Raw genomic sequence first — 26,937 nt, 5'->3', positions numbered from 1 at the left:
GAACACCTCCTGAGAGTTCAGGAGGCCCGGTCACCGGACGCCTCGGCGGGGCGTCCTTTCCGCAAGGCGGCTTCGCGCTGCCCTGGAAGGGGAACCCCGTGCGTTCAGTCCTGCCCGCAAGCCTCCTGCCCGCAAGGCCCGCGAGACGTCCACGTCCACACCGCGTCCGGTTCCGCACCCTGTTCACCGCTCTGCCGGCCTCGGCGCTGCTCCTGCTGGGCGCCACCGGAGCCATCGCCCCGGCGGCCGCCCACGACGGCCCGCACCCTGACGCCGCGGCCGCCGCGGCCGCCTTCCAGCAGGTGCAGCTCGCGCGGGGCACCGCGCAGACCGGCGAACCGATGAGCCTGGCGGTGCTCCCCGACCGCACGGTCCTGCACACCGACCGGCGCGGCACCATCTTCAAGACCGACGCGGCCGGCACCACCTCCGTCGCGGGCACGCTGCCCGTCTACACCCACGACGAGGAGGGCATCCAGGGCATCACCACCGACCCGGCCGTCGCCACCAACCACTGGATCTACGTCTACTACTCACCCGTCCTGAACACCCCGGCGGGCGACGCCCCCTCCGACGGGACGGCGGCCGGCTTCGCGCCCTTCGCCGGGCACAACCAGCTCTCGCGCTTCACCCTGCGGGCCGACGACACCATCGACCCCGCCAGCGAGAAGCAGCTCCTGCAGATCGCCACCAACCGCGGCATGTGCTGCCATGTCGGCGGCGATCTGGACTTCGACGCCGCGGGCAACCTCTTCATGACCACCGGCGACGACTCCAACCCCTTCTCCTCCGACGGCTACAGCCCGCTGGACACCCGCGCGTCGCGCAACCCGGCCTACGACGCCCAGCGCTCCGCCGCCAACAGCAACGACCTGCGCGGCAAGCTGCTGCGTATCCACCCCGAGGCCAACGGGACGTACACCGTCCCGGCCGGGAACCTGTTCGCGCCGGGCACGGCGAAGACCCGGCCCGAGATCTACGCGATGGGCTTCCGCAACCCGTTCCGCATGAGCGTCGACCGGCCGACCACCGTCTACATCGGCGACTACGGGCCGGACGCCGGAGCGCTGAGCGCCACCCGGGGACCGGGCGGCCAGGTCGAGTTCGACCGGGTGACCTCACCCGGCTTCTACGGATGGCCGTACTGCACCGGCACCAACACCACCAACGAGACGTACAACGCCTTCGACTTCGGCACCAACACCTCGGGCGCGAAGTTCGACTGCGCGGGCGGCCCCGTCAACAGCTCGCCCAACAACACCGGGATCAGCAAACTCCCGGCCGCCCGGTCGTCCTGGATCAAGTACGACGACTGCAGCATCACCCAGTTCGGCTGCGGCAGCGAGTCACCCATGGGCGGCCCGGTCTACCACTACGACCCGAACCTCGTCTCCTCGGTGAAGTTCCCGCAGTCCTACGACGGGCATGCCTTCATCGGCGAGTTCGGCCGCCGCTGGATCAAGGACGTGCAGGTCAACGCGGACGGCAGCGCGGGCACCATCACCGACTTCCCCTGGACCGGCACGCAGGTCATGGACATGGCCTTCGGCCCGGACGGCGCGCTGTACGTCCTGGACTACGGCACCGGCTTCGGCGACGGCGACTCCTACTCCGGCCTGTACCGCATCGAGGCGATCGGCGCCGACGGCCGCGCGCCCATCGCCCAGGCCGCCGCCACCCCGTCCTCGGGCCAGGCGCCACTGGCGGTCACCTTCTCCTCGGCCGGCACCACCGACCCGGACGGCGACGCGCTCACCTACGCCTGGGACTTCGACGGCAACGGCAGCACCGACTCCACCGCCGCCAACCCGGCGCACACCTACCCCGCCAACGGCCAGTACCCGGCGAAACTCACCGTCACCGACACCCACGGGCTGACCGGCACCGCGAGCGTCACCGTCACCGTCGGCAACACCGCACCGGTCCTGACCATCACCGCGCCCGCCAACGGCCAGATCTTCCACTTCGGCGACGCCGTCCCCTTCCGGGTCAACGTCACCGACGCCGAGGACAGCGCCGTCGACTGCTCCCGGGTCCAGGTCCAGTACCTGCTCGGGCACGACAGCCACGCGCACGCCATGACCGACGCGACCGGCTGCTCGGGCACCATCCAGACCGTCGTCGACGGTGAACACGCCGGCTCCGCCAACCTGTTCGGTGTCTGGCGCGCCTCGTACACCGACAACGGCGCGAACGGCCAGCCCGCGCTGACCGGCACCGCCACCAACATCACCCCCACCGCGACCAAGCAGGCCGAGTACTACACCGGCTCCAGCGGCGTCCAGCCCGCCAGTCATGACGCGGCGGAGGGCGGCACCACCGTCGGCTACATCGAGAACGGCGACTGGATCTCGTTCACCCCCTACAACCTGGCCGGCATCACCACCTTCACCGCCCGCGCCTCCTCGGCCGGTTCCGGCGGCACCCTCGAACTGCGGGCCGACTCCCCCACCGGCACGCTCATCGGATCCGCCACGGTTCCGGTCACCGGTGACTGGAACACCTTCACCGACATCACCGGAGCCGTCACCGCTCCGAGCGGCACCCACACCCTGTACTGGGTGTTCAAAGGCGGCGCCGGGAACCTCTACGACCTCGACCAGTTCACCTTCGGCGGGTCCGGCAGCGTTCCGGGCACCGTCCAGGGCGAGGCGTTCACCAGCTCCGCGGGCGTCCAGACCGCCCCGCACGCCACCGCGCACGGCGGCCAGACCCTCGGCTACGTCGACAACAACGACTGGGCCGGATACGCCGGAACCGACCTCAGCCACGCCAACGGACTGACCGTGCGGGTCGCCTCCGGCGGCATCGGCGGCACCCTCGAAGCCCGTGCCGGATCGGCCACCGGACCGCTGCTCGGCAGTGTCGCCGTCCCCGTCACCGGCGGCTGGGAGAACTACACCAGCCTGACGCTCCCGCTGACCCCGTCCACGACGAGCGGACTCTTCCTGGTCTTCCACGGCGGCACCGGCGGTTCGCTCTTCGACGTCGACGACTTCACCGTCACCAACGGCGCCGCCCTCACCACCGTCACCCAGGCGGAGAGCTGGACCGCCACCGGCGGGCTGCTGCCCGCCGACCACGTGGCCGCGCACGGCGGGAGGACCGCCGGCTACATCAACAGCGGCGACTGGGCGACCTACGCGGGCACCGACCTGTCGAAGGTCACCCGCTTCAGCGCCCGGGTCGCCTCCGCAGGGGCCGGCGGCACCCTGCAGATCCGGGCCGGATCGGCCGCCGGAACGGTCCTGGGCACCGTGGCCGTCACCGGCACCGGCGGCTGGGAAACCTTCGCCGACGTCTCCACGACCCTCACCGCGAACCCCGCGACGACGCTCTGTCTGACCTTCACCGGCGGCAGCGACTACCTCTTCGACGTGGACGACTTCACCCTCACCCGCAGCGCCTGATGGCGCGCACGCCCGCACCGCTCCCCCCTCGAACCGCGGAAAGGCACTCCATGTACCCACCCATCCGGTTCCGCCGCAGGCACGGCGCGCGCCGCCGGCCGCTGCTGCCGACCCTGGCCGCCGCGCTGCTCGGCCTGCTCGCCCCCTTCGCCCTGACCTGCTCCGCCCAGGCCGCGCCGTCCTTCAAGGTGCTGGTCTTCTCCAAGACCGCCGGCTTCCGGCACGACTCCATACCGGCCGGGATCGCCGCCATCCAGAAACTCGGCCAGGACAACGGCTTCGGCGTCGACGCCACCGAGGACGGCGCCGCCTTCACCACCGCCGACCTCGGCCAGTACCGGGCGGTGATCTGGCTCAGCACCACCGGCGACGTCCTCGACGCCGCCCAGCAGTCCGCGTTCGAGCAGTACATCCGCTCGGGCGGCGGCTACGCGGGAGTGCACGCCGCGGCCGACACCGAGTACGACTGGCCCTGGTACGGAAGCCTGGTCGGGGCGTACTTCGACTCGCATCCCGCCATCCAGCAGGCCGCCGTCACCGTGGAGGACCGCACCGACCCGGCGACCGCCCACCTGCCGGCCCGCTGGACCCGCACCGACGAGTGGTACAACTACCGCGCCAACCCCCGGCCGCAGGTGCACGTCCTGACCGCACTCGACGAGAGCAGCTACTCCGGCGGCACCATGGGCGGCGACCATCCCAACACCTGGTGCCACCCCTACGACGGCGGACGCGCCTGGTACACCGGCATGGGCCACACCCAGGAGAGCTGGGCCGATCCCGCGTTCACCACGCTGGTGCTGGGCGGCATCCGCACCGTCGCGGGAGCCGTCGCCTCCGCCTGCAACAACCCGGTCGGCTCGCCCGGCGGCACCACCGTGCAGGGCGAGGCCTGGAGCAGCCAGAGCGGAGTCCAGGCCGCCGCGCACGCGGCGGCGCACGGCGGAGCGACCGCCGGCTACATCGACAACGGCGACTGGAGCGGTTACGCCGCCCTCGACCCGCGGACCGCTTCGACGGTGAGCGTGCGGGTCGCCTCCGCGGGCGCGGGAGGCACCATCGGATTCCACTCCGGCTCTGCCACGGGCCCGCTCCTCGGTTCCGTCGCCGTGCCGGTGACCGGCAGTTGGGAGACGTTCACGAACGTGTCGACGCCCCTTGCCGCCGGCACCGCACCAGGCCTGTACCTGACCTACTCCGGAGGGCAGGGCGCGCTGTTCGACGTCGACGACATCACTCTCACCCCCGGCTCGACGGCCCCCACGACGACCACGCTCCAGGCCGAGAACTGGACGAGCCAGAACGGGGTCCAGGCCGCGGACCACGCGGGGGCCCACGGTGCCCGCACCGCCGGCTACATCGAGGCCGGCGACTGGATCGCCTTCGCCGGTGAGGACACCTCCCACCTCACCCGGATCTCCCTGCGGGTCGCCTCGGCGGGCTCCGGCGGCACCACCGCCGTCCACGCCGGATCGCCCACCGGCCAGCTGCTGGGCACCGTCACCGTCCCGGTCACCGGCAGCTGGGACACCTTCGCCGATGTCGCGGCGTCCCTCACCCCGAGTGCGGGCACCGGCCTGTACCTCGTCTTCAACGGCGGCGGCGGGTTCCTGTTCGACGTCGACGACCTCACGCTGACCAGGACCGGCTGACCGGGTGGCCGACTTGACTGCCCGGACCGGCTGACCGGTCCGGGCGGGCGGGAGGGAGTGCGCACGCTCCGGGAGGTCCGGGGCGTGCGCATTTCCCGTTGCGGCGGGCTGGGCGCGGCCGTTACGTTCTCCTGGCCGTCCACGACCGCGGACCGGCGCCGTCGGCAGGAGGTGTGCAGCGGATGCGTACGAGCTCTCAGCAGCCGGACCAGTGTTCTGCCCCCCTCCACCCCTCTCCGACGGAGTCACCTTGCCCATCAGCATCACCCCACTGACCGACCCCGACAGCACCCCGTCCGGTTACCGGCTCGCCTGGCTGGCCGCCGACGCCACGGGCACCCCGGTCGGATCCGCGTTCCTGCGCGTCTTCACCCGCACCGGCCAGGAGCATCTCGCCGAGCTGGAAGTGCGGGTGCATCCGGCCGAGCGCCGCCACGGCACCGGCTCCCTGCTGCTGGAGGCGGCCGTGGCCGCCGCACGCGCGACCGGCCGGCGCTGCGTCCTCGCCCAGACCGAAGCCGACTCCCCCGGCGACCTGTTCCTGCCGGCCAGGGGCTTCCGCAAGGTGCTGACCCTGACCTACACCCGGCTCCCGCTGGAGCACGCGGACCTCGCCGCGCTCACCGGCATCACTGAACGCCCGCACCCCGGCTACCGGTTGGTCTCCTGGGCCGGAACCGTCCCCGACGACCTCGCCGGGACGTTCGCCGCGTCGCGCCGGGCCATGGACGACATGCCGATGGACGACACCGACTACGGCACGGTCGTCTGGGACGTGGAGCGGGTCCGGTCCGTGGCCGAGGCGGTCGCGAAGCGCGGGGACCTGCTGCACACGGTCGCCGCCGTCGACGTGTCCGACGGCTCCATCGCCGGATTCAGCGAACTGGTCGTCCCCGGGGACGGTAAGGGCGACGGCCAGCACTACGGCACGGGCGTGTTGCCCGAGCACCGCGGGCACGGCCTCGGCCGCTGGATGAAGGCCGAGTCGATCCGGCAGGCCCGGCTGGGCCATCCCGCGCTCGCCGGTCTGCTGACCGACACCGCCGACAGCAACCGGCACATGCGGGCCATCAACGACGAACTCGGCTACACAGCGACACACCGGTCGGCCGAGTACCAGCTCGACCTCCAGGGTTTTGGCGACACGGCGGAGAAAGTGATATTTACTCAGTCGATCAACGCACCGCCGGTCCTGATCCGCTCCGCCCCGCCCACCTGTTGAGGACTCCGTGTCGAACCGCCGTCAGCCCAAGCAGCGCCGCTACATAGCGCTGTCCGTCGCCAGCCTGATCCTTCTCGCGGGCGGCGGCGCCATCGCGGCCGAGGCCGCGTCCTCCCGGGGGAACGACGACACACAGCAGTCCAAGAACGTTGCCGACGGAACCGGGCCGGACGGCGCCGCCGGGACCGGCGCCACCGCCGGAACCGCCAAGCCGTCCGTCTCAGGTGCGGCCAAGCCGGCGGCGGGTGCCTCCTCGCCGGGGAGCACCACGCCGCCGGCCGGAGCTCCGGGCGGCGCGTCCGCCCACGCGACCCCGGCCGCCACCACCGCCGCAGGCACGCGTGCCGGTGGGCAGCCGGCGGCGGGGCAGTCGAGCACCGTGGTGCGGTTGCCGGCGGCGCGGGTCTTCACCGGTCAGGCCTTCGACACCTGCACCGCCCCGAACCTGACCACCATGAACGCCTGGCGCAAGACTTCGCCGTACGGCGCCGCCGCCGTCTACATCGGCGGAAAGAACCGCGGCTGCGCGCAGCCGCAGCTGACCAGCTCCTGGGTCCGGTCCGTGCACACGGCCGGCTGGCAGCTGATCCCGCTGTACGTCGGGGCGCAGCCGCCCTGCCAGACCAGCAGGAACCCCGAGCGGATCACCGCCGCCAACGCCGCCTCGCTGGGCACGGCGGACGGCGCGGACGCCGTCGCGAAGGCGTCGGCGCTGGGGATGCGCTCCGGCAGTGCGATCTACCTGGACATGGAGGCGTACGACATCGGCAACGCCTCCTGCGTCCAGTCCGTGCTGACCTACGTGCAGGCCTGGGACCGGGCAGCGCACGCGAAGGGCTACTGGGCCGGCTTCTACGGGTTCAGCCAGTCCAGTGCCGCCGCGATCGCCACCGCCGCCGGCAGCCACAAGGCGGACCTCCCGGACGCCCTCTGGTACGCCCGCTACGACAACAACGCCGACACCACCACCGGCTTCCCCTTCGCCTCCGGCCTGTGGACCGGCCACCGCCGCGGCCACCAGTACGCGGTGAACAAGAAGGAGACCTTCGGCGGAGCCACCGTCACCGTCGACCACAACGCCTGGGACGCCCCCGTCGCCGTCGTGAACTGACCCGCCGACCGCGATGGCGGTCAGCCGCCGGCCGCGGGCTCCTGTCCGTCGGCGAGGGCGTCCAGCGCCTCCGGTGACCAGGACAGCCGGCCGGCCCGCAGATCGTCCACCACCGAGCGCACCCACTGAACCTCCGCGGCCGTCACGGCGCGGAGGTATTCGGTTTCCAGCAGGGAGATCCGCGGCAGCCCGCGGGCGCTCTCGGCGGCCAGGCTCGCGTCGAGGCCGGCCAGGGTGTCGGTGAGCGCGTCTGCGCGGCGCTCCAGCGCGGCCAGCATCTCCTGCGGGGTGAACAGCAGCAGCAAGGACAGCGCCGCCGGGAACTCGGGGAACTCCTGCTTGGGCGCGGCGAGCATCGTGTCCAGCCATTCGCGCGCGGTCGCGCGCCCGGCGTCGGTCAGCTCGTACACGGTCCGCTCGGGGTACTGGTGGTCGCGTTCGGTCTCCCGGACCGTGATCAGCTCCGCGGCGAGCAGCCGCTCGATCGTCCGGTAGAGGCCCGCACGCTGGCTGACGTTGACGACCTGGTCCTTGCCCCACTGCTTGATCAGCCGCTGCACGCCGTACGGGTGCAGCGGCTTGTAGTGCAGCAGGCACAGGACGGTCAGGGCCAGCGGGGAACTGCGAGGGGGAGCGCTCATGCCCTGATACTACCCACACATTTACTAGTTGACTCCAGACTAGTTGCACTGCAACTATCGATCCATCGAGAGTTCGGCCGACCCGACCGGAAAGGATCGTGTTATGTCCTCCACCACGCCCTCCTCCACCACCCGCAGCGCCCTCGTCGTCGGCGGTGGCATCGGCGGCCCGGTCGCCGCGCTGGCCCTGCACCGGGCCGGTATCGAAGCCACCGTGTACGAGGCCTACGCCGGCACCGCGGACGGTGTGGGCGGCGGGCTGGGACTCGCCCCCAACGGTCTGGCCGCCCTCGACGTCATCGGACTCGGCGACCTCGTGCGCGCGATCGGCACACCCACCACGGCCATCGTCCTGCAGAGCGGGAACGGCAAGCGGCTCGGCGAGTTCGGCAGCCCGCCCGGCGTGGAGCCGGCGCGGTTCGTCTGGCGCGCCGATCTGTACCGGGCGCTGCTCGACGAGGCGGCCCGTCGCGGGGTCCGCACCGTGCACGGCAAGCGGCTGGTCGCCGCGCGGGAGACCCCCGGCGGTGTGACCGCGCACTTCGCGGACGGGACGACGGCCGAGGCCGATGTGCTGATCGGGGCGGACGGCATCCGCTCGACGGTGCGTGCGCTCATCGACCCGGACGCGCCGCGGCCCCGCTACGGCGGCCTGTTCAGCTTCGGCGCCCCGGTCAAGGACACCGGGCTGCCGTCGACCGGCGGAATGATGTACATGGCGTTCGGCAGGCGCGCCTTCCTGGGTTATCAGGTGCACGACGACTCCTCGGGCGTGTGGTTCGTGAACCTGCCGCATCCGGAACCGATGACCGTGGCCGAGGCCGCGGAGACCGGCGCCGAGGAGTGGCTGCGCGTCCTGGCCGCGGCGTTCACCGGCGACCGGGTCCCCGCCGCGGAGCTGCTGCGCAGGACCGACCCCGCCGATCTGCTGATCGCCGGCCCCATGGAGAACATGCCGCGGGTGCCGGCCTGGAGCCGGGGGCGGATGGTGCTCATCGGCGACGCGGCGCACGCCGCCTCCTCCAGCTCGGGACAGGGCGCCTCACTCGCCGTCGAGAGCGCCGTCCAGCTGGCCCGCTGCCTGCGCGACCTGCCGCACGAGGAGGCGTTCGCCGCCTACGAGGAGCTGCGCAGGCCCCGCGTCGAGCGGATCATCAAGGCGGCCGACCGCACCAACAGCGACAAGGCCGCGGGCCCGGTCGGGCGGGTGCTGCGGGATCTGCTGCTGCCGCTGGTGATGAAGCTGAACAAGCCGGAGAAGTCGGCCTGGCAGACCGGCTACCGCATCGACTGGGACGCCCCGGTCAGCGCCGCCCCGCACCCGGACGGCGCCCCCGCGTAGGACCACCGTCCCCTTCGTGGTCCGCGGCCCGCGCGGCCGTGGGAAATCGGGGGCGTCGATTCCGGGTACCTTTGAGGGCGGCAGCCGCGTCTGCCTGTTCCGAGCCCGGACCGCGCTGGTGGGTCGTGAGGGCGAGGACAAGGGTCATCGACTCACGCCATCGCCTCAGTCCGGTCTTCCCGGCCTTCTGCGGGACCGCGTGGAAAACCGCTGGAGGACTGTATGACGACGAACCGTGCCCGCAAGGACGTGATCCGCGACCGGATGACCGCGACGGGTGAGACGTACAACGTCGCCGCCCGCAACATCCTGGCGATGCGCCACACCTCGCAGACGTCGGAGGCGTGCCGCGTCCAGCGCTGGCAGCCCCCCGTCCGGCTGGACCTGCCGTGTCCGTGCGGCAGCACCTGCGAGCCCGGCGAGAAGTGCGGCCGCTGCCACGCCCTGCACAAGCACGTCGCGCGGAACCCCGGCAGCCTGGTCGACGTGGAGGTCTGGGAGGACCGGTACGAGTGCATGGGCTGCTCCGCCTCGTACGTCGTTACGGTGCTCCTGCCGGACAGCCCCTGGGGCGTCGTCGAGATGGTGCCGCAGGGCGGCGTCGCGGAACCGGTGGCCAAGGCGCGGCTCTACCCCGGGGTGCTGCACCCGCGGATGGCCTCCGAGGTCAACCACGACCCGTCCTGAACCCCTCCGCCTCGTCACCGCCCCTCCGGGCTCCCCGGCGGGTCCAGGTGCGCGAGGGCGGCTGACGTCAGGGCCGTGATGCCCGCGGGGACGGTGAGCCGCGGGTCCGGGCGGAACTCCGGAGCGTGGTTGGGCGGCAGCGCGGCCAGTTTGGCGGCCGCCGAGTCGCCAGGAGCCTCGGCCCACTGCCTGGGTCCGACCGAGCCGAGCATCCAGTAGGCCGTCCGAATGCCCTCGACGCCGTGCAGGGACGCCCCGGCGGGCCCGTAGAGCGGGAAGTCCTCGGTCGCCAGCGACGGCGGCCAGACCGCCACCCGCTGCGGCCCGAAGGCGCGCTCGTGCGCGCGCAGCACCGCGGCGGCCGTCCCGTGGTCGGCCTGGGTGGGATGGGACCGGGACACGGTGCTGATGACGGGCTCCGCCGGGCAGTCCGATGCCGCGCACTCGGCGCGCACCACCCGCCGCACGGCGCCGGTCGCCCGGTCGAGGGACTCCTGGGTGAAGGCGCGGACGGAGATGTCCAGGGTGGCGTGATCGGGAACGACATTGCCGCGGGTGCCGGCGTGCAGCGATCCGACGGTGATCACGACCTGGTCGGCCGGGCTGGTCTCCCGGGCGACGACGGTCTGCAGCCGCAGCACGATGGCCGCCGCGGTGACCACGGGGTCGACCGTCAGATGCGGGGCCCCCGCATGACCCCCGCGCCCGTGCACGATCACCTGCAGCATCGCGCTGCCCGCCAGCACGGGCCCCGCCGCGTGCGCGACCATCCCGGCGGGCAGCGGGACGGTGTGCTGGGCGAGCACCACGTCGGGAGGGGCGAACCGGGTGTAGAGGCCGTCGTCGAGCATGGCCCGCGCACCGGTCAGGGTCTCCTCCGCCGGCTGGCCGACGACCATGACCGTGCCGGACCAGTGCCCGGCGGTCCGGGACAGCAGCGCGGCCGCGCCGGCCGCGCAGGCGAGGTGCATGTCGTGGCCGCAGGCGTGCATGACGGGGACCGGCTGCCCGTCACCGCCGGGCGCGATGACGTCGCTGGCGTACGACAGGCCGGTGCGCTCCCTGACAGGCAGGGCGTCGAGTTCGGTGCGCAGCAGCACCACCGGGCCGGGGCCGTTGCGCAGCAGCCCCACCACGCCGTGGCCGCCGATGCCGGTGGTGACCCGGTATCCCGACGCACCGAGCCGGTCCGCCAGCCGCCCGGCCGTGCGCTCCTCGGCCCCGGACAGCTCGGGGTGCCGGTGGACGTCGAGGTAGAGCTCGACGGCGGGCCGCAGGACGTCCGGCACTCCGGCCAGTACAGGGGCCGCGTCGACGGCGGTCGGGGTCATGGGCGGCACGCTCCGGTCCGGGTAGGGGTGGCCAGGGGTGGCCTGCCCGACAGTGAGGTGACAGCGGTACGCGCGGCGATCTGCCAGCGGACCCGCGTAGAAAAGAAGCAGGCGCAGCGCACGGAACCTCGTGAGGCTCGCGGATCCCGCATGATTCGTGATTCCTCCGCGCACGTTCCCGCGCAGGCGCCGTTCCCCCCGGATGGACCGCTGGGTCCGGCCGGCCCGGCCAGTGTTGACAAGGAGTCACAATGTCGAACAGCCCCCTGGAGTCGCTCGCCCTGGAAATCCTGGAGCTCGAGTCGGAGACCTTCGAGATCACCGACTACTCGGACGCCAGCGAGGTCATGCTCGGCTCGTCCACCAGCTGCAGCAGCACCAGCACGTGCAGCAGCACGACCAGCACCACCAGCTGCACCGCCTGACCGAGGCGAACACCCGCCGCGCGACCGCGAACACGTCCTGTCCGTGTCGCGTTCGCGCGGCGGGGCCGTACGTCTCCGCGCCGGTACGAGCGGCCGTACCGCCACCCGTTTCCGGCTCACGGGAACGGGTGCGGCACCCGGCGCAGTTCGCCGTCCGCCAGATCCGTGTCCCGCAGGCCGGCGCGGCGGAACGCCGACCGCAGCCGGGGCATGTTCAGGGCACGCTGCCGCGTCCAGCCGAAGTCGATGGGCAGCAGCCCCGGCACCAGCGTGCAGACCGTCCGCAGTCCCAGCCGTTCCTGTTCCGGAGTCGTCTGGTCGACCACGATCACATCGAAGCCCGCTCCGACGAGTGCGTCACGGCACAGCGCCACGTCGTCGAGCAGATCGCCCGAACCCGAACGCGTCCGCTCCCACCCGCTGTACAGCTCCGCCAGCGGCCGGACGGCCGTGGGCCGGAGATAGCTGTCGGCGTGGGCGGCCATCCGCTGCAGTCCGAACAGCGCGGCGTGGTCCGGCAGCCGCCGTACGAGGTCGAAGTCCTCGGCCATCGCGTCCAGTTCGGCCGGCCGGGCCCGTACCTGGCCCGGCAGGTGCGGGATGTACGTGAGGATCTCGGAGAGCGCCGACTCCACGGCCGTCTCCGGGTCGAAGGCGGCGCCGGCCGCGAAGGCGAGCGTGCCGGGACCGCCGTCCCTGCGCACCGCGAGCCCCGTCGCCACCGGGACCGGCAGGTCCACCCGGTTGTCGAAGACATGGACGTCATAGCCCTGCAGTGCCGCCCGGTCGACCATCGCCCGGGTCACGCCGCGGGTGCAGGAGTCCAGGTCGATCTCGGTCAGTGCGGCGTTCCCGTACCAGCCGAGCAGGAACGCGTCGCGTTCGATGAGCTCCAGCAGCCCGAAGAGGACCGCTTCCTCCAGACAGCTGCCGATGGCGCAGCCGTTGGAGCACTCGAAGACGAAGTTGTCGGCGGCGAGACCCGCGCTGTAGTGGGACAGCCGGGCCGGGACCAGGACCGGCCGCTCGTCGCGCAGGGAGTAGCCGGTGACCCACGGGATGGGCCGCTCCGGCGCGAACGGGCTCAGCATCGGGTCGTCGCGGTAGGTCCGCGGGTCGTAGAGTCCGCAGTCGCGCGGGTCCAGGGCGCGGTCGCCCAGGACGTCGTACGACTCGGTGAGCAGCGGTCCGAGCCGGCGGCGATGGGTGCCCGCGTAGCGTTCGAGCCCTTCGAGGAACGCGAGATCGCGGCTGGACTCGAAGGAGTTGGACTGGCCGCTCCACGTCACGTCGGTCAGGCCCGCGTAGCCGCGCATGAAGACGCTGCCGGCGACGGGCGCGGTCGTGGGCGAGGTGATGTCGGTCCAGGTCGCCGCTCCGAGCACACCGCAGACGGGATTGGCCAGCGCGGCGGCCGGCAGCTCGTAGGACCGCGGTGACCGCAGCCGGTACGCGTCGGGGGACGGTTTCGGGCGGGACGTCAGCGGCGTGAACGGCACCTCGCCTGCGGCACTCGCGTCCGGGCCGGGCGCGGCGCAGTGCGGGCACAGCGGCTCGGCCAGCAGGGGCACGGTGGCGACCTGGAGGGTGGCCAGGTCCAGCCGGGTGACCTGCGGGAGCCGGTGCTCCCCGGCGCGCTCGACAGCGTCCCGCGCGACCGTGTGGGCGTGCACGGACCGGACGGCGTCGGCGACGTATCCGGGGAGCGCGGGCCACTCCCCCGCCGCCCGGGTCGCCGTCCCGGTCTCCCAGGCGTCGCGTTCCGAGCGGGTGCGCAGCCGCTGCCAGCGCATGGCCAGGCACTGGCCGCAGGCGCGCCCGGCGGGGTCCGAACCGCCCCAGGGGCCGATCAGCACGGCGTCCCAGGTGAGGTGGACGGTGGCCGACGGGCGCCGGTCGGCGTGCGGATCGCGGCCGGGACGCAGCACGTCCGCGGCGCCGAGCGGCACCACGACCGGCGGCGTGGCGCCGTCGGACCCCTCGGCCAGGGCCTGTTGGAGGTTCCGGCAGGCGGCGGCCATGAGGGCGGAGCCGGTGAGTGCCGGTGGCGTGGGAGCGAGGTCGGTGGTCATCCCCGGTTGCTCCAGCGGAAGGTCTTGGCGGCGATCAGCGCGAACACCGCGGTGAAGCCGATCAGACCCGCGCAGGCCACGGCGAGGTCCGTCGAACTGCCGCGGTTGGACAGCACGCCGATGATGCCGTCGTTGAAGTACCGCAGCGGCAGGGCCCGCGAGAAGGTGCGCAGGAAGCCGGGCATCAGATCGCTGGGGTAGAACGAGCCGGAGAGGAACGCCATCGGCACCATGATGCAGTTGGCGATCGCCGCCACCGCCTCCGGAGTGTCCGCGATGCTGCCGACGACCAGCCCCAGGGCCATGAACGTGGTGATGCCGAGCACCAGCACCGGCACGGCCAGCGGCCAGGTGTTCGCCAGGTGCAGTCCGAACAGCGGCAGCAGGGCGATCCCGACGAACAACGCGGCCTGCACCAGGCCCACTCCGACCGCGACGGCGTAGCGGGAGCCGAGCACCGACGGCAGGGACGTGGGGGTGCGCCAGATCAGCCGGAGGATGTCGTCACGGCGCCAGTGCATGAGGGTGAAGGCCACCCCGAACATCGCGGCGTTGCCGACTCCCCAGGACAGCACTCCGGGCGCGATGTAGTTGATGTACGGCGGGCCGCCGTCCTCCACCGTCTGCCCCTTGAAGATCAGCCCGAACACGACGAGGAAGAGCAGCGGGAAGGCGAAGGTGAAGAAGACGGTCGTGCGATCCCGGACGTAGGCACGGTAGTTGGCCCTGGTCAGTGCGGTGTACGCGCTCACAGTCGGTGCTCCGATCCGGTCAGTTCGAGGTAGGCGTCCTCCAGGGTCGCCGTGCGGGTCTGCACGGCGTCGAGCCCGGCGATCTCCCCCACCGCGATGAGGACCCGGCCCGCGGACCGGGTCTCGATGACGACCTCGCCGCCGTCGAGCACGGCCGTGTCCGCGCCGTCGATGGCCCGGGCCCGTTCGACGGTGATCCGGTCGGCGGGGACGAGCACCCGGGTCGGTGCCTTCAGGTCGCGGATCAGGTTGGCCGGGCTGTCCAGCGCGATGATCCGGCCCTCCGCCATGATCGCCACCCGGTCGCAGAGTGCTTCCGCCTCGTCCAGGTGGTGGGTGGTGTGGACGATCGTGCGCCCTTCGCTCTTCAGGGTCCGCAGCACGCCCCACAGGGCCCGGCGGGCCTCCGGGTCCAGGGCGGCGGTGGGTTCGTCGAGCAGGATCAGCTCGGGGTCGTGGATCAGCGCGGTAGCGATGGCCAGCCGCTGCCGCTGGCCCCCCGACAGGTCGTCGACCCGTACATCGGGTCGGTCCGTCAGCCCGACCAGCCGCAGCGCCCGGTCGGCGGCGTCCGGCAGCAGCCCGTAGAGCATGCCGACGGTCCGCAGGTGTTCCATGGCGGTCAGCCGGGTGAAGAAGGCCGACGCCTGGGTCTGCACTCCCATCCGCTGGAGCAGTGCGGTGTTGCGGGGCCAGGGCGCGGAACCGAGGACGGTGACCGAGCCCGAGTCGGCCTGGCGCAGCCCTTCGACCATCTCGATGAGGGTGGTCTTGCCGGCGCCGTTGGGTCCGAGGATCCCGAAGAACTCCCCTCTCCGCACCGTGAGCGAGACACCGTCGACGGCATGGACCGGGCCGTAGCGCTTGTGTACGTCCTCGATCGCCACGGCCGCGCCGGGGGCGGCTTCCACTGAGGTCATCTCACGTTCCCTTGCCTGGGGATGTGCCGGGGTCTGCGTCGGGGATGGGGCGGGCGGGGCCGCCGGGGGACGTTCGTCTGCCGGGACGTCGGCGGCGGCCTTATCAGGATCGGACTTCTCAGGCCCGCCCTTGTCGCGCTCGGCCTTCTCCCGCTCGGCCTTCTCCCGCTCGCCCTTGTCGCGCTCGGCCCTGCCGCGCGCTGCCAGACCCAGCCGCCACAGCACGACCGCAGCGGCCAGCAGCAGGACCGGGGCCAGTGCGGCGAGGATTCCGTAGTGGTCGGCCAGGAACCAGGTGCAGCCGCCGAGGAGGGCGATCGCCGCCCCGACCGTCAGGGCGCCGGCCGCGAGTCCGTAGCCGGCATAGACGACGCGCGCCCGTACCGGGTAGGCGCGGGCGCCCTCGCCCGGCCGGAACAGCGCGGTCGCCGACTCACGCAGGAAGGTACAGCTGTCGGTGGCGAGCCGGCTCGCGCCCAGCCCGTAGCCGAGCAGTTTGTACCCGTCCAGCGGCGGCAGCGGCAGCAGGTTGGCGGCCGCGATGGCGCAGCCGAGCACCATCATCCCGCCGAGCGCGTAGTGCGCCGGGTCCTCCTTCGGCAGCAGCGTCCACACCGGCCAGAAGGGCAGCAGGAACACCACGTTCATGGCGGGTCCCGCGGCCGCGGTCGCCATCTGGTGCCGGCGCCTGGCGAAGAACGGCACGTCCTGGACCAGGCAGTACAGGTACGTCGCCGGCAGCCGCCAGCGCAGCCCGATCTCGGAGACGGTGCCGCCGAAGGCCCGGCCGACCAGGCCGTGCGCCAGCTCGTGCAGCGCCAGGCTCACCCACAGGGCCACGCCCACCGCCAGCAGCAGCACCGGACGGCGGTGGAGCTCCGTCAGATCGTGCCGCAGCGTGCCGGACTCGGTGCCGAGCTGGACCAGCATCACGGTGCTCAGGGCCAGCAGCGAACCCAGGAACAGCCGGGTCCGCGCGAAGCCGGTGCGCCGGTGCAGCCCCTCGATCAGCGCTCCCGCATCGGCGACCAGCCGCGTACGCCCGCTGAACAGCGTCGACCTGGCCGGCGCGGGGTCGTCGGCGGTCCGCGGCGCGGCCGCTTCCGGCGGCCGCTGGTCGCCGGCGAGCAGCCGCCGGGCGTGCAGCAGTCCGAGGAGCTGCTGCCAGTGCGCGTCGCCGAGCCGGGCGCCGAACCGCCGGGCGTACTCCTCGCCGATCTCGTCGAGCGTCCGCACCCCGTCGAGCCGGGTCAGCACGAAGTGCTCCTTGGCGCGCAGCTCGAACCGCCGTCCGCCGACCGGGTCCTTGACCGGGTGGATCTCGGTGCGCCCGCGCAGCACCGGCGGGCCGACCAGCAGGTCGGGACGGCTCCGCGGGCGCAGGTCCCGCAGTACGGTCGCGGTCACCGCTCACCCTCCGGCGGCGCGCCCGACTCGCGCAGCGCGCGGGCCAGGACGTAACTGAGGAACGCCTCGTCCCGGATGGTCACCGACATCCGGTTGTTGGTCATATGCATGTACGGGGACATCAGGATCGGCAGCGCGCGGACCGGGTCGGTCACCCGGAAGTCGTCGCCGCCGCTCCAGGACTGGAACTCCAGCTCCCCGCGCACCGCCAGCTCCCGCACCCGGCCCGCGAGTTCACGGCAGTGGGCCGCCCAGCCGCGCAGGAAGCCCGGCAGCTCGTCGTCCGTTCCCCGGGCGATCGCCGCGCGGATCTCGCCGAAGCGCCGGCCGAGTTCGGGGCCCATCTCCGTGTAGGCGCGGTCGTAGCCCTTCCTGGCGGTGAAGTTGGTGTCCGAGAAGGCACCGTCCCAGAACGCGTGATAGTGCTCGAGGAACCGGGCGATCTCCTCCTCCTCGCCGAGGAAGACCGCGGACATCACCATCATCAGCTGGGCCGAGACACCCAGGAGCACGGTCCGCAGGTGCAGGTTCATCGACCGCAGCGACTCCACGACCAGATCGCTGGAGTGCTCGAAGTGCCACTCGGCGAGTTCGACCCCGGCCGGGCCGCCGTACTTGCCGTACTCGGGCTCGTACTCCTCGAAGCTCGCGGAGTTGTTGTCGCGCAGCAGCATCCGGCCGTCGGGGCCCATCAGCAGCTCGCGCTGGTCCTCGGTGTACTCGAGCTCGAACAGCGTGTTGTACAGGTCGGCCAGGAAGCCGGCCTTCACCTCGTACAGGGCCGGGCGCCTGCGCAGGAACGCCCCGACCGCCTCGTAGGCGCGCTCGCGCACCTGCTGGGTGGCGGCGGCGCTCGACGGCTTCAGCCGCAGTCGCACATGCGGCCCCTGCAGCCAGTAGTTGATGAAGAAGTGGCCGGACAGCAGCCCCTGCTCGGTCAGTTCCTCCACCAGCGGCTTGACGCACTCCAGCAGCAGCGGGCGGGGGCTCGCCGCGTAGAAGATGTGCAGTGCCTGCCACTCACCGGGCGCGGTCTCCTGTGGTGTGGTGCGGGCGGTCTCCAGCGCGGGTGAGGTCATGTCCGCTCACCGTGTCCTTCCCGGTCGGTGGTGGGGTGGGGCGAACGGCCGGGGAAGATCTCCACGGCGAGCTCCGCGACGTGCCGGCCGCGTCCTGATCTGACGTGCAGCTGGTCCTCGGCGGGCAGCATCTCCTCCAGCAGCACCCGGGACTTCCGGTCGCCCAGCAGGGCTTCGAAGGCGACCAGCGACAGGGGGCTCTCGAAGTCGACGTAGTGCGGTTTGGAGCCACCGCTCCAACCGGCCGGCTGCCCCGTCCCATCGCCCGCCAGCACCGTGGCGAAGACCTGGCCCGGTATGCGGTGGGTGTGCCGCCAGCGCTGCCAGCCGAGGAACCAGTCGGCGTCGCCCTGTCCGGTCGGGCGCTGCGGCAGGGTGGCCGACAGGGCGGTCCAGCCCCGGCGGCTAAGCACCACGGACCCGTGCCGCACCCGTGGCCGGAGCGTCACCCCCTCGTGCGCCGCCGCGGCCGGTACGCCCGTCCAGACGTCCAGGCCGGTCTTGGAGGTGGGCGAGAGCAGGAGCAGGGTGCGGGGGATCTCCGGCAGCACCATCGGCACCAGATAGCCCAGATAGAGCGGGATGATCTCCTTGCCGAGCCGCCGGGAGCGCACCACCAGCCGGTCGGCGGCGGCATCGTGCTCCACGTACAGGTCGTCGAGGTCGATGCGGCTGTCGGGCGGGGCGGAGCTGGTCTCCCCGGGGCACAGGATCTGGTGGTCGGTCAGCCGGCCGTGCAGATTGAGGTTGGTGGTGGCCGAGCCGGCGGTGATCTCGGCGAACAGCGCCCCGTCCGGCCGGACCCCGCGCAGCGTGCCGAGCAGCCGCTCGGAGAGTCCCGGGTCGTCGGCGGGGGTGTCGAAGCAGTGCGTGAAGCGCGTGAACGGGAAACACAGCCCGCCGAAGGACCCGTTGAGGACGACCAGCGGGTCCTCGTCCCTGCTGACCAGTTGCAGGAAGTGGCTCTGCGGGTCGAAGTGCCGGGAGAGCGGCCCGAGTTCGGCGGCCACCGCGTCGACGAAGGCGTCGTCGAGGCGGAGTTCCTCCGCGTCCCGTGCGCGCTCCTCCCACAGCACCCGCATCCGGCGGACGAACTCGGCCCGTGCCGCGTCCAGGGCGGTGATCTGCGGCAGTTCCAGCCAGTTCTCCTCGGGCGGGTGGCCGTCCTTCGGGTCGTGTCCGCTCTGCTGGGAACTGAAGCTCAGGTACTGGTCGAAGATGTCCTCGTGGAAGTCGTGCACGAGCTTCAGCAGGTCGTCGCAGCGCGCTCCGCGGCCGTGGCGGGCCAGGAAGAAGCCCTTGAACGTCAGCCGCTGGGCGAGCGAGACGTCGAAGGCGGGCAGGATCCGGGCCAGTGAGCGCAGCGGATCGGCGGCCAGCTCGGTCCAGGTCCGCAGATCGGCGCCGGTGACCTGCTCCGCCGCGCGGGAGTCCTCGTAGAGCAGGGTCTGCGGCAGTGTCCGGTGCGGGTTCCGCTCCCCGGCCGGGCCGTCCGGGGCCAGGGACTCCAGCACCCCGAGCAGTTCGCGGCGCAGCTCGGCGAGCAGCGCGCGACGGCCGGCCAGCGGCGCCGCCGCGTACCGTGCGACGCAGGACGCGGGCCCGTCCAGCCGCGCGGCGGCGGTGTCCGCCCAGGGACGGCCGACCGACCGCAGCGCGGACTGGAAGGCCCGCAGCGGATCCTGGCTGTGCACCTCCGGGTACAGGCCGGACAGTTGCACCATGCCGAGTTGCAGCAGCGCGGACAGATAGCGGCCGGCCTCCTCGGCGGTGGCTCCGCGTTCGGCCGTCAGCCAGTGCGCCAGTTCCCGGTACCGGATGCCGGGCCGGTCCCGGAAGAGGGTGAGCATGGCCTCCAGGGCGCCGCTGCGGCGCAGGAAGAACAGCCGGTCGCGGGCCGCGTCGAAGCTGATCGCGGCGTCGTCGTCGCCTGCGGTCACCGAGCGGCGGACGAAGCGGACCCGCTCCTCGTCCAGTTCCCAGCCGGAGGCGAGCGATACGTGCAGGTCCCCGCGGCGCTCCTCATCGGCGGCGACGGCTTCGGCGAGCCGCCACAGGACCACGACGTTCAGCCGCGGATGGCTCGACCACTGCTCGGCGACGTCCGTCGTGCCGTCGGAACGGACACCAGGTGCTCCGTCCGGCGCGGCCCCGTCCTGGAACTCCCCCAGCGCGACGCCGGTGAAGGTGCTGAACGGGCTGGTCTTGCACGCGGTGCGGTAGAGGTAGGCCAGCAGGGACCGCTCGATCTTGCGGCCGCGCTTGCCCGCGGTGGACGACGCGCCGCGGATGTAGGCGTCCAGCTGCCCGTCCAGCGTGGGAGAGGCCAGCAGCAGTCCCAGCCGCAGCTGGTCCTCCGCGGCGAGCTTCCGCAACGCTGCGCGCCCGCGGTCCAGTTCCGCGGTCAGCAACTCGGGGCCACGGGCGCGCAGCGACTCCAGCTCCGCCCGGTCCCGCAGCCAGCCGGCGAGTTCCCGCGCGGTCGGGTCGTCGAACCGGGCGGCCAGGGTGAGGGCCGCCGGCACGTCCTTCGGTAGCCGGTTGTTGAACACCTGGCGGCGCAGCTCGAGCACCTGGCGGCGCGAGCGGTCGTCGGTGTTGTCGGTGACGAACGCGGCGAGCGGTCCGCTCAGCAGCGCGCCCAGCTCCCGCAACCGGTTCTCCTCGGCCAGCACCTCGTCGGCCCACCGCCGGGCGGCGGGGCTGCGCAGGCTCTGCACCGATTCGACGGGCAGACCGGCGAGCCGGAGCATGAAGTGACGGGAGAGGCGGCCCGGTTCGGGGGCTGCGGCGGGTTCCGCGGTACGTTCCAGCGAGGTGCTCATCGGGTCCCCTGTCGGCTGCGGACGTCCGGGTCCGGGGACGGGGACCGTGGTGCGGGCCGCGGGTCCGGGTTCGTGGACGACACCAGGTCGTAGCGGAAGTCCGCGGGCCGCTCCCGCTCGTTGCCGATCATCATCAGCAGCAGCGGCAGTTCGCCGGTCGCGGCCAGTCCGAGTTCCTCGGCGAAGGAGACGCTGTCGAAGCCGAGTGCGACCCCGCAGGCCGCGCCGGCGGCGGCCGTCGCCGTGTACACCGCCTGGGCGGCGGCTCCGATGGCCGCGCTGACCAGCCGGTAGCCGCGGTCGCCGACGGCGTCCAGGACGGCGTGGGTCCTGACGGCCGGCACGATGACGGCGGCCGCGTGCTCCAGGTTGTAGTTGGCCAGGAAGTAGTTGGCCTGCAGGAACGATCCCGGCGGGCCGGCCGTCAGCAGCCGCAGTTCACCGGCGGCCGCGTCATGGACGTAGATCCCCGGGTCGATCCCCTCGACATGGTTGACGAAGACGTACAGCGAGGTGAGCGGCGCACTTCCCGGTCCGACCGCGTCGCTGGTCAGACCCGCTCCCGCGACCGCCGCCCGCAGTGCCGCGGCGAGCTGCGCCGCGGCCAGCGGCCGCTGGCCGGTGAAGCGTCCGAAGCTGCTGCGCCGCGCTCGCAGCGCCCGGCGCACGCTCAGCGTCATGGGCGCGGCGGGCGGCAGCGGGCGGCGTTCGCCGCCGGCCGGCACGGGCGGCGCGGCGGCCGCGTCCAGCGCTCCGGGGGCCGGGCGTTCACGCGCGGCCCGGGTGGTCGCGTCGTGCATCCTCAGGACGGTGTCGAAGGAGATGACCTGACGGGAGCGCTCCTCCGTACGGCGCTGGACGCCGCCGCCGTACGCGCCCTCGCCGGGCGCGCCGGCCGGATGGGCCCGTTCGGCCGGGGCTCCTTCCCAGCGCAGCGGGACGACGGCGAAGACGCCCTCCTCCCCGGCCGGGAACCCGAGCAGCCGCCCGAGCCGCTCCTCGTCGAACCACAGGGCGGGTTCCATCCGCAGTCCCCGGGACCGCGCCCACATCCGCCAGGTCTGCAGCAGTGCGCCGATGTCCATCGTCACGGCGTGGTAGCTGAAGCTGTTGTATTTGAACGCGTTCTGCCAGAAGCGGATCCCGAGCACCAGGAACTGGTCCGTGTTTCCGTCCGGCAGTTCCCCGTCCGGCCCCGCCCCGCCCAGCGCGGCCCGCACCTCGCCCGTCACATCGCCCGACAGCAGGCGCTGCATGGCGTGGTGGGCGGGCGAGTAGTGGTAGACGCCCGGTGTCAGCGGCCCGCTCGGGCCGCTCACCCAGTGCACCCCGACGGGGTAGAGGCCGCCGCCCGACGCGGTACCGCGTGACCAGTTGGCGTGGGTGTACAGCGGCAGCGAACCCAGGTCGGTGTTGGCCTGTACGGCCAGCCGCCGTCCCACCAGGCCGTAGGAGTCACGCAGCATCCCGCCGAGCAGCGGCAGGCTGAACTCCGCGTCGCCCCCGGTTCCTGACAGACCGCGCTCGACGGAGGCGTCCTCGGGGAAGTCGCCGTCGGGCAGCGGGAACCGCTCGGCCCCGGGGTAGAACTTCTCTTTCCTGGGCCGGTCGTCCCAGTCGGGTACGAAGTCGACGGGCTCCATCGCGACCCTGCCGCGCCGCATCACCGCGGTCGCGTAGTCATGGGCGTAACCCACGTCTGGTCCTCTCTGTGCTGCCGCTGTGCAAGGCGGGTCCGCGGATTCACGGGAACGGGTGGGGGGCGGGGTTGAGGTCGGCGGGGTGCAGATCGCGGTCGAGGCGCCCGGACTCGCGCAGCGCGGTGCGCAGCCGTGGCATGTGCAGGGCGCGCTGGCGCTGCCAGCCGAAGTCGATCGGCAGCAGGCCGGGCACCATGACGGACACGGTGTGCAGCCCCAGGTCCCGCTGCTCCGGCATCGTCTGATCGACGACCACGACGTCGAATCCCTTGCCGGTCACCGCCTCGACGGCGGCGTCGAGGTCGTCCCGCAGATCGGCGGCGGGCGGCCGCCCGGTGGCGAGGTCCGCCACGCCGCGCGGCGGCGGACGGCCGGTGCCGTCCTCCTCGTCCAGCAGGAACGCGGCGTGCCGGGCCATCTCGGGCAGCCCGTACACCAGCGGGTGGTCGTGCAGCACCAGGACCTTGTCGAAGTCCGCCGCCATCGCGCTGAGCCGGTCGTGATCGCGTTCGGTGCGGCGCCGGACCTTGACGGCGTCGGTGGCGATCTCGCACAGGCCCGCGCTCAGCGCGGCCTCCGGGTCCCAGCTCGCGCCGGCGCCGAAGCACAGGGTGCCGGGGCCGCCGTCGACGCGCTGGGCGACGGCCGTCACCACCGGGATCGGGAAGGTGATCCGGGTGTCGAAGAACCGCGCCCGGTAGCCGTACATGGCCAGCCGGTCCGCCATCTGCCGGGTCCCGGGGCGGGTGCTGGTCGCCGGATCGATCTCGGGCAGCGGCACCTGCCCGTACCAGGCGATCAGGAAGGCGTCCCGCTCGACGGCCTCCATCAGGCCGAAGTACACCGCCTCCTCCAGACAGCCTCCCGAGGCGCAGCCGTTGGAGCTCTCCTGCACGAAGCGGTTCTGTACGCCGCCCGGTGCGTGGTAGTAGGCGAGCACCTCGGGGACGAGCAACGGCCCGTGGTCGCGCAGCGAGTACCCCCACACCCAGGGGATCCGCCGCTGCGGCGAGAACGGCCGGACGGTCTCCTGCGCGCGGTGGAAGGCGTCGGAGTAGAGGCCGCAGGTGCGGGGGTCGAGGGCGTCCGCTCCGAGTTCCGCCAGTGACGCGACGACGGTGGTGCGCTTGCCGCGGGCCCGCATCCCGGCGAACCGCTCCATGCCCTCCAGCACGCCGACCCGGACGCTGCGCGCGTAACTGTCCGTGTGGCCGCCCCAGTAGGACTCCCGCAGATACACGCCGGACCGCAGGGTGAAGGCCCCCACCGTCGAGGCGGTCGACGCCGAGGTGAGATCGGGGGCGACGGAGGGCCCCAGCATTCCGGCCACCGGGTTGACGAAGGCTTCGAGCGGCAGGTCGTACGCGTCGATCCCTTGGCGGCGGAACCCGGCCGGGTCCTCCTTCGGGGCGCTGCGCAGGACGATGCGCGCGTCCTCGGCCGTGTCGTCGGTGCGGCGGTCGCAGCGCGGGCACTCGGCGTCGGGGATCAGCGCCGCCCGGTTGACCCGCAGGGTCTCCAGGTCGAGCAGATGGACGGACGCGAACAGGCCGGTGTCCGTACTCTCCGCCCGCTCGCGGTGGGCGGCGGTCAGCGCGGCGACGGCGTCGGCCGCGAACGCCGTCACGAAGGGCCACTCCCCCGCCGCGCGGGTGCCGGAGCCGAGTTCGAGGGCGTCGCGCAGCGCGGCGGGACGCACCGCCTGCCAGCGCCTGGCCAGGCAGGTCGGGCACGGGGCGGCCGCCTGTCCGGTCCGGGGGGACGGTCCGACGACGACCTGGTGGCCGTAGACGTGCACGGGTGTGGTCCGGTCGCCGCCGAACGCGGCTTCCTCGGGGGCCGGTTCGTCGGCGAGTTCGTCACGGACGCCGAGTGCGATGACCCGGACGTGCCCGTCCAGGCCCGGATGGCCGCGCAGGCTGCGCGCCAGCGGCCCCTCCAGGGCGTGGCCGCCGGTACCGGCCGGAGCCCCGGGGCCCACCTCCTGGGGCGGGTCCGGCGGGACGGATTCGGCCGCCCGGACCGGCGGTTCAGAGCGCATCTATCGCCCCGTGCACCAGGAGGATCCGGACCACATGGATTCCGCCGGTCCGCAGATCGGCGGATCCGGTGGGTACCGCGAGTGCGGTGAGACCGCGGGCGCGCAGCCCCGCGGAGAGCGTGACGCCGTCGGCCGCCGGTCCGGCCTCCGTCAGGGAGCCCTCCCCGGTGACGCCGAGTGTCCCGGCGTCGAGATCGCCCAGCAGCGGATCGCCGGTGTCGGCGGGCGTCGCGTCACCGGACCGCCGGGCGAGCTGCACCTGGCCGAGCAGATCGCGCAGCGCGTCCACGGCGGCCTGCCGCCGGGTACCGCCTCCGGCGGCCGCCCACCAGGTACGTCCGGTACTCGGATCAGCGGCGCGGGCGAGCAGCACCGCGGCTGTTCCGTCGACGGGACCGAGCGCGAGCAGTTCCGCGTCCAGGCCCAGGTTCGCGGCCGAGCGCCGGAGGAAGACCAGTTCGCGATCGTCGTCCGCTGTGCCGGCCGGTACCAGGGTCACCGGGGTCCGTGCGCGCAGCGCCTGCGTCAGCGCGTGGAAGGCCAGCGCGGACAGCAGCCCGCGGGCCGCGGCCACCGCCGCGGACGGTCCTGACCCGGATCCCGCGGACGTCGGCACGAAGATCCGGTCCTGGTTGTACCGGCCGAAGGTGCGTACGGCGCCGGCCGGTACGAGGGCGGTCCGCGCATCGGTGAGCGAGCTCGCCCGTACCCAGGTGCGCACCTGGTCGGCGGCGGCGCCGGTCCCGGCGGCGGTGTCGAGCGAGGCCGGGGCGACCAGCGACCACTTCTCGTTGGCGGCCTCCAGCGCGGCCCCGTCCAGGGTGTGCGCCTGCGGGACCACGTGCTCGGTGTACACCTCGGCGGCCCGGTGCAGCGCCCGCAGCCGCGCCCCGGCGACATGGTGGACGTCGAAGGCCGAGATCTCCCGGTGCCCGGCATGGCCGACGCCGATGCGGACGGTGCCGACCTTGAGCGGCGTCTGCTCCCAGCTGTCGTCGGCGTAGCCGCCGAACACTCCCGCGTGGGGGTGCACCAGGCCCGCGCGGGCGTCGAGTTCCGCCAGTACGCCGTCCGCGTCCTCCTCCGGCGCGACATCCCCGTCGGACCGGGGTCCGTCCGCCATGAGGCCGGCCGCCAGGTCTGCCATCAGTCCTGGTTCCGTGAGCTCCGCGGTCGGTTCCGCCGGAGCGGCCGGCTCGTCGGAGGAGGTCCGGCAGTACGGGCAGGCCGGGTGCGGCAGCAGCGGCTCGGTCGCGACGTCGAGCGAGTCCAGGTCCTGGAGGACCAGCCGGCCTTCGGTCTCGGCGGCCAGGGCGCCGGTCGTCAGCCGGAACACCTCGTATCCCAGCAGGTTCCCGAGCATCGCCGCCGAAGGACCGGACACCTGGCGTCCGGAGGACTCTCCGTCCCGGCCGAGGCAGGCGGCGCTCCACACGTCGGCCGCGGCGCCGGGCTGCCCGTTGGCTCCCAGTCGCAGGGCGGCGCAGGCCCAGCAGCCGGCCGAACCGGCCGCCATGACGGGGCCGACGACGGCCTGGCTGCCGAACATCCACGCGGGGAGCAGCCGGGTGCCGTCCGGGATCCCCGCTTCCAGCAGACCGGTCAGGGTGTGCGGTCCGGCGCTCGCCACCACGATGTCGTACCCGGCCAGGCCCTCCCAGCCGGGCGCCGCCGGCCCGTCGAGCCGGACGACGTCCACCGGGCAGCCGTCCGCGGCGAGCGCCGCGGCCTCCGCCATCGTCCCGGCGAAGGGGTCGTCGGCACCGGAGGCCGCCTGCACCGCGACGGTCGCGACGCCGTTGCGCACCAGGCTCAGCGCGCACCAGCGCGCGACGTCGTCCTGGCCGAGCACGGCCACCCGCGTCTCACGGAACCGCCGGAACCTGCCGCCCGCCTCGCCCGTGTAGTGGTCGATGTACGCGATCTGCGGCGCGAACCGCCGAGTGACGTCCGCGGGCAGTTCGTCCAGGCCGTCGCTGCCGGGCGCCACGTCGCGGGCGAGGCCCCGGCCGTACAGCGCTCCCACCAGCTCGGCCACCATGGCCCGCTGCTTGTCGCCCAGACCGTTGCAGATGTCCTCGACCCGGCTCGCCCCATTGAGATGGGGAACGATGAGGGAGGCGAATCGATAGGCCGATCTGCCACTGAGGTTGAATCCTCCGTGGGCGTTGTGGAAGACAACTCCTGAGGGAGTCTCGGTGAACAGGACATCACGGCGGATGCGCGGGCGGGTGTCCGCGACTTCTTCGTACGATGCGGTCATGCTGGTATTACCCCCTGTCGGGCGCGGAAATCGGGTAACGGGGCAGGGCATTTCTTT

17 protein-coding genes are annotated in these 26,937 nt (G+C 72.9%); 7 read left to right on the top strand and 10 right to left on the bottom strand.

Features of this window, described 5'->3' with window-relative positions; all coding sequences use genetic code 11:
* Positions 1-125: 125 nt before the first annotated feature.
* The 4 genes from LNW72_RS36620 to LNW72_RS36600 all read left to right on the top strand — a co-directional run bounded on the left by LNW72_RS36620 (position 126) and on the right by LNW72_RS36600 (position 7,395).
* Complete coding sequence (locus tag LNW72_RS36620; RefSeq protein ID WP_374117439.1) at positions 126-3,410, top strand: carbohydrate-binding protein; 3,285 nt, start codon at positions 126-128, stop codon at positions 3,408-3,410.
* Positions 3,411-3,460: 50 nt separating this feature from the next.
* The gene (locus LNW72_RS36615) at positions 3,461-5,062 is read left to right on the top strand and encodes a ThuA domain-containing protein (protein WP_308402094.1); all 1,602 of its coding nucleotides are present in this window, start codon (positions 3,461-3,463) and stop codon (positions 5,060-5,062) included.
* Between the two features lie 250 nt (positions 5,063-5,312).
* Entirely contained in the window at positions 5,313-6,284 is a 972-nt protein-coding gene (locus tag LNW72_RS36605; RefSeq protein WP_250979333.1) for a GNAT family N-acetyltransferase, read from the top strand.
* A gap of 379 nt (positions 6,285-6,663) precedes the next feature.
* A complete protein-coding gene (locus LNW72_RS36600; protein WP_250980449.1) occupies positions 6,664-7,395 on the top strand; it encodes a glycoside hydrolase domain-containing protein in 732 nt (243 codons plus the stop codon).
* Positions 7,396-7,415: 20 nt separating this feature from the next.
* On the opposite strand, the gene LNW72_RS36595 is transcribed toward LNW72_RS36600, so the two are convergent.
* Positions 7,416-8,036, bottom strand: coding sequence for a PadR family transcriptional regulator (locus LNW72_RS36595; RefSeq protein WP_250979332.1), 621 nt, complete (start codon positions 8,034-8,036; stop codon positions 7,416-7,418).
* A gap of 103 nt (positions 8,037-8,139) precedes the next feature.
* Here LNW72_RS36595 and LNW72_RS36590 point away from each other — a divergent pair, with 103 nt between their 5' ends.
* Together LNW72_RS36590 and LNW72_RS36585 are read left to right on the top strand one after the other, a co-directional pair.
* Complete coding sequence (locus LNW72_RS36590; protein WP_250979331.1) at positions 8,140-9,378, top strand: NAD(P)/FAD-dependent oxidoreductase; 1,239 nt, start codon at positions 8,140-8,142, stop codon at positions 9,376-9,378.
* 222 nt (positions 9,379-9,600) lie between these two features.
* On the top strand, positions 9,601-10,065 hold the full coding sequence (locus tag LNW72_RS36585) for a hypothetical protein (protein WP_250979330.1): 465 nt from the start codon (positions 9,601-9,603) through the stop codon (positions 10,063-10,065).
* 14 nt (positions 10,066-10,079) lie between these two features.
* Here the strand turns inward: LNW72_RS36585 and LNW72_RS36580 are convergent, their stop codons facing one another.
* A complete protein-coding gene (locus LNW72_RS36580) occupies positions 10,080-11,396 on the bottom strand; it encodes an amidohydrolase (protein WP_250979329.1) in 1,317 nt (438 codons plus the stop codon).
* A gap of 251 nt (positions 11,397-11,647) precedes the next feature.
* Between LNW72_RS36580 and LNW72_RS36575 the strand changes: the two genes are divergently transcribed.
* Complete coding sequence (locus LNW72_RS36575; protein ID WP_250979328.1) at positions 11,648-11,821, top strand: thiazolylpeptide-type bacteriocin; 174 nt, start codon at positions 11,648-11,650, stop codon at positions 11,819-11,821.
* 116 nt (positions 11,822-11,937) lie between these two features.
* On the opposite strand, the gene LNW72_RS36570 is transcribed toward LNW72_RS36575, so the two are convergent.
* From LNW72_RS36570 to LNW72_RS36535, 8 genes are all read right to left on the bottom strand, one after another.
* Positions 11,938-13,893, bottom strand: a complete 1,956-nt coding sequence (locus LNW72_RS36570; RefSeq protein WP_374117377.1) for a TOMM precursor leader peptide-binding protein — start codon at positions 13,891-13,893, stop codon at positions 11,938-11,940.
* Positions 13,890-14,645 (bottom strand): ABC transporter permease, encoded by a 756-nt coding sequence (locus LNW72_RS36565; protein WP_250979327.1) that lies wholly within the window; start codon positions 14,643-14,645, stop codon positions 13,890-13,892. Before LNW72_RS36565 ends, LNW72_RS36570 begins: the two co-directional genes overlap by 4 nt.
* Positions 14,642-15,565, bottom strand: coding sequence for an ABC transporter ATP-binding protein (locus LNW72_RS36560; RefSeq protein ID WP_250980447.1), 924 nt, complete (start codon positions 15,563-15,565; stop codon positions 14,642-14,644). The genes LNW72_RS36565 and LNW72_RS36560 overlap by 4 nt, the downstream gene beginning before the upstream one ends.
* Before the next feature lie 1,403 nt (positions 15,566-16,968).
* Positions 16,969-18,051: a lantibiotic dehydratase C-terminal domain-containing protein gene (locus tag LNW72_RS36555; protein WP_250979326.1), complete on the bottom strand. Its 1,083-nt coding sequence runs from the start codon at positions 18,049-18,051 to the stop codon at positions 16,969-16,971.
* Entirely contained in the window at positions 18,048-20,876 is a 2,829-nt protein-coding gene (locus LNW72_RS36550) for a lantibiotic dehydratase (RefSeq protein ID WP_250979325.1), read from the bottom strand. Before LNW72_RS36550 ends, LNW72_RS36555 begins: the two co-directional genes overlap by 4 nt.
* On the bottom strand, positions 20,873-22,573 hold the full coding sequence (locus LNW72_RS36545; RefSeq protein WP_250979324.1) for a nitroreductase family protein: 1,701 nt from the start codon (positions 22,571-22,573) through the stop codon (positions 20,873-20,875). The genes LNW72_RS36550 and LNW72_RS36545 overlap by 4 nt, the downstream gene beginning before the upstream one ends.
* A 46-nt stretch (positions 22,574-22,619) precedes the next feature.
* Complete coding sequence (locus LNW72_RS36540; protein WP_250979323.1) at positions 22,620-24,617, bottom strand: TOMM precursor leader peptide-binding protein; 1,998 nt, start codon at positions 24,615-24,617, stop codon at positions 22,620-22,622.
* The gene (locus LNW72_RS36535) at positions 24,607-26,880 is read right to left on the bottom strand and encodes a TOMM precursor leader peptide-binding protein (RefSeq protein WP_250979322.1); all 2,274 of its coding nucleotides are present in this window, start codon (positions 26,878-26,880) and stop codon (positions 24,607-24,609) included. The genes LNW72_RS36540 and LNW72_RS36535 overlap by 11 nt, the downstream gene beginning before the upstream one ends.
* Between the last annotated feature and the right edge of the window lie 57 nt (positions 26,881-26,937).

The organism is Streptomyces sp. RKAG293, assembly GCF_023701745.1.
GTDB lineage: Bacteria > Actinomycetota > Actinomycetes > Streptomycetales > Streptomycetaceae > Actinacidiphila.
This window is presented reverse-complemented; position numbering and strand designations above follow the sequence as displayed.

Bases quoted from the DNA above. Each gene is read 5' to 3' on its own strand.
- LNW72_RS36615 (WP_308402094.1), top strand. From the start codon at position 3,461: ATGTACCCACCCATCCGGTTCCGCCGCAGGCACGGCGCGCGCCGCCGG.
- LNW72_RS36595 (WP_250979332.1), bottom strand. From the start codon at position 8,036: ATGAGCGCTCCCCCTCGCAGTTCCCCGCTGGCCCTGACCGTCCTGTGC.
- LNW72_RS36590 (WP_250979331.1), top strand. From the start codon at position 8,140: ATGTCCTCCACCACGCCCTCCTCCACCACCCGCAGCGCCCTCGTCGTC.
- LNW72_RS36585 (WP_250979330.1), top strand. From the start codon at position 9,601: ATGACGACGAACCGTGCCCGCAAGGACGTGATCCGCGACCGGATGACC.
- LNW72_RS36580 (WP_250979329.1), bottom strand. From the start codon at position 11,396: ATGACCCCGACCGCCGTCGACGCGGCCCCTGTACTGGCCGGAGTGCCG.
- LNW72_RS36575 (WP_250979328.1), top strand. From the start codon at position 11,648: ATGTCGAACAGCCCCCTGGAGTCGCTCGCCCTGGAAATCCTGGAGCTC.
- LNW72_RS36570 (WP_374117377.1), bottom strand. From the start codon at position 13,893: ATGACCACCGACCTCGCTCCCACGCCACCGGCACTCACCGGCTCCGCC.
- LNW72_RS36560 (WP_250980447.1), bottom strand. From the start codon at position 15,565: ATGACCTCAGTGGAAGCCGCCCCCGGCGCGGCCGTGGCGATCGAGGAC.
- LNW72_RS36555 (WP_250979326.1), bottom strand. From the start codon at position 18,051: ATGACCTCACCCGCGCTGGAGACCGCCCGCACCACACCACAGGAGACC.
- LNW72_RS36550 (WP_250979325.1), bottom strand. From the start codon at position 20,876: ATGAGCACCTCGCTGGAACGTACCGCGGAACCCGCCGCAGCCCCCGAA.
- LNW72_RS36540 (WP_250979323.1), bottom strand. From the start codon at position 24,617: ATGCGCTCTGAACCGCCGGTCCGGGCGGCCGAATCCGTCCCGCCGGAC.
- LNW72_RS36535 (WP_250979322.1), bottom strand. From the start codon at position 26,880: ATGACCGCATCGTACGAAGAAGTCGCGGACACCCGCCCGCGCATCCGC.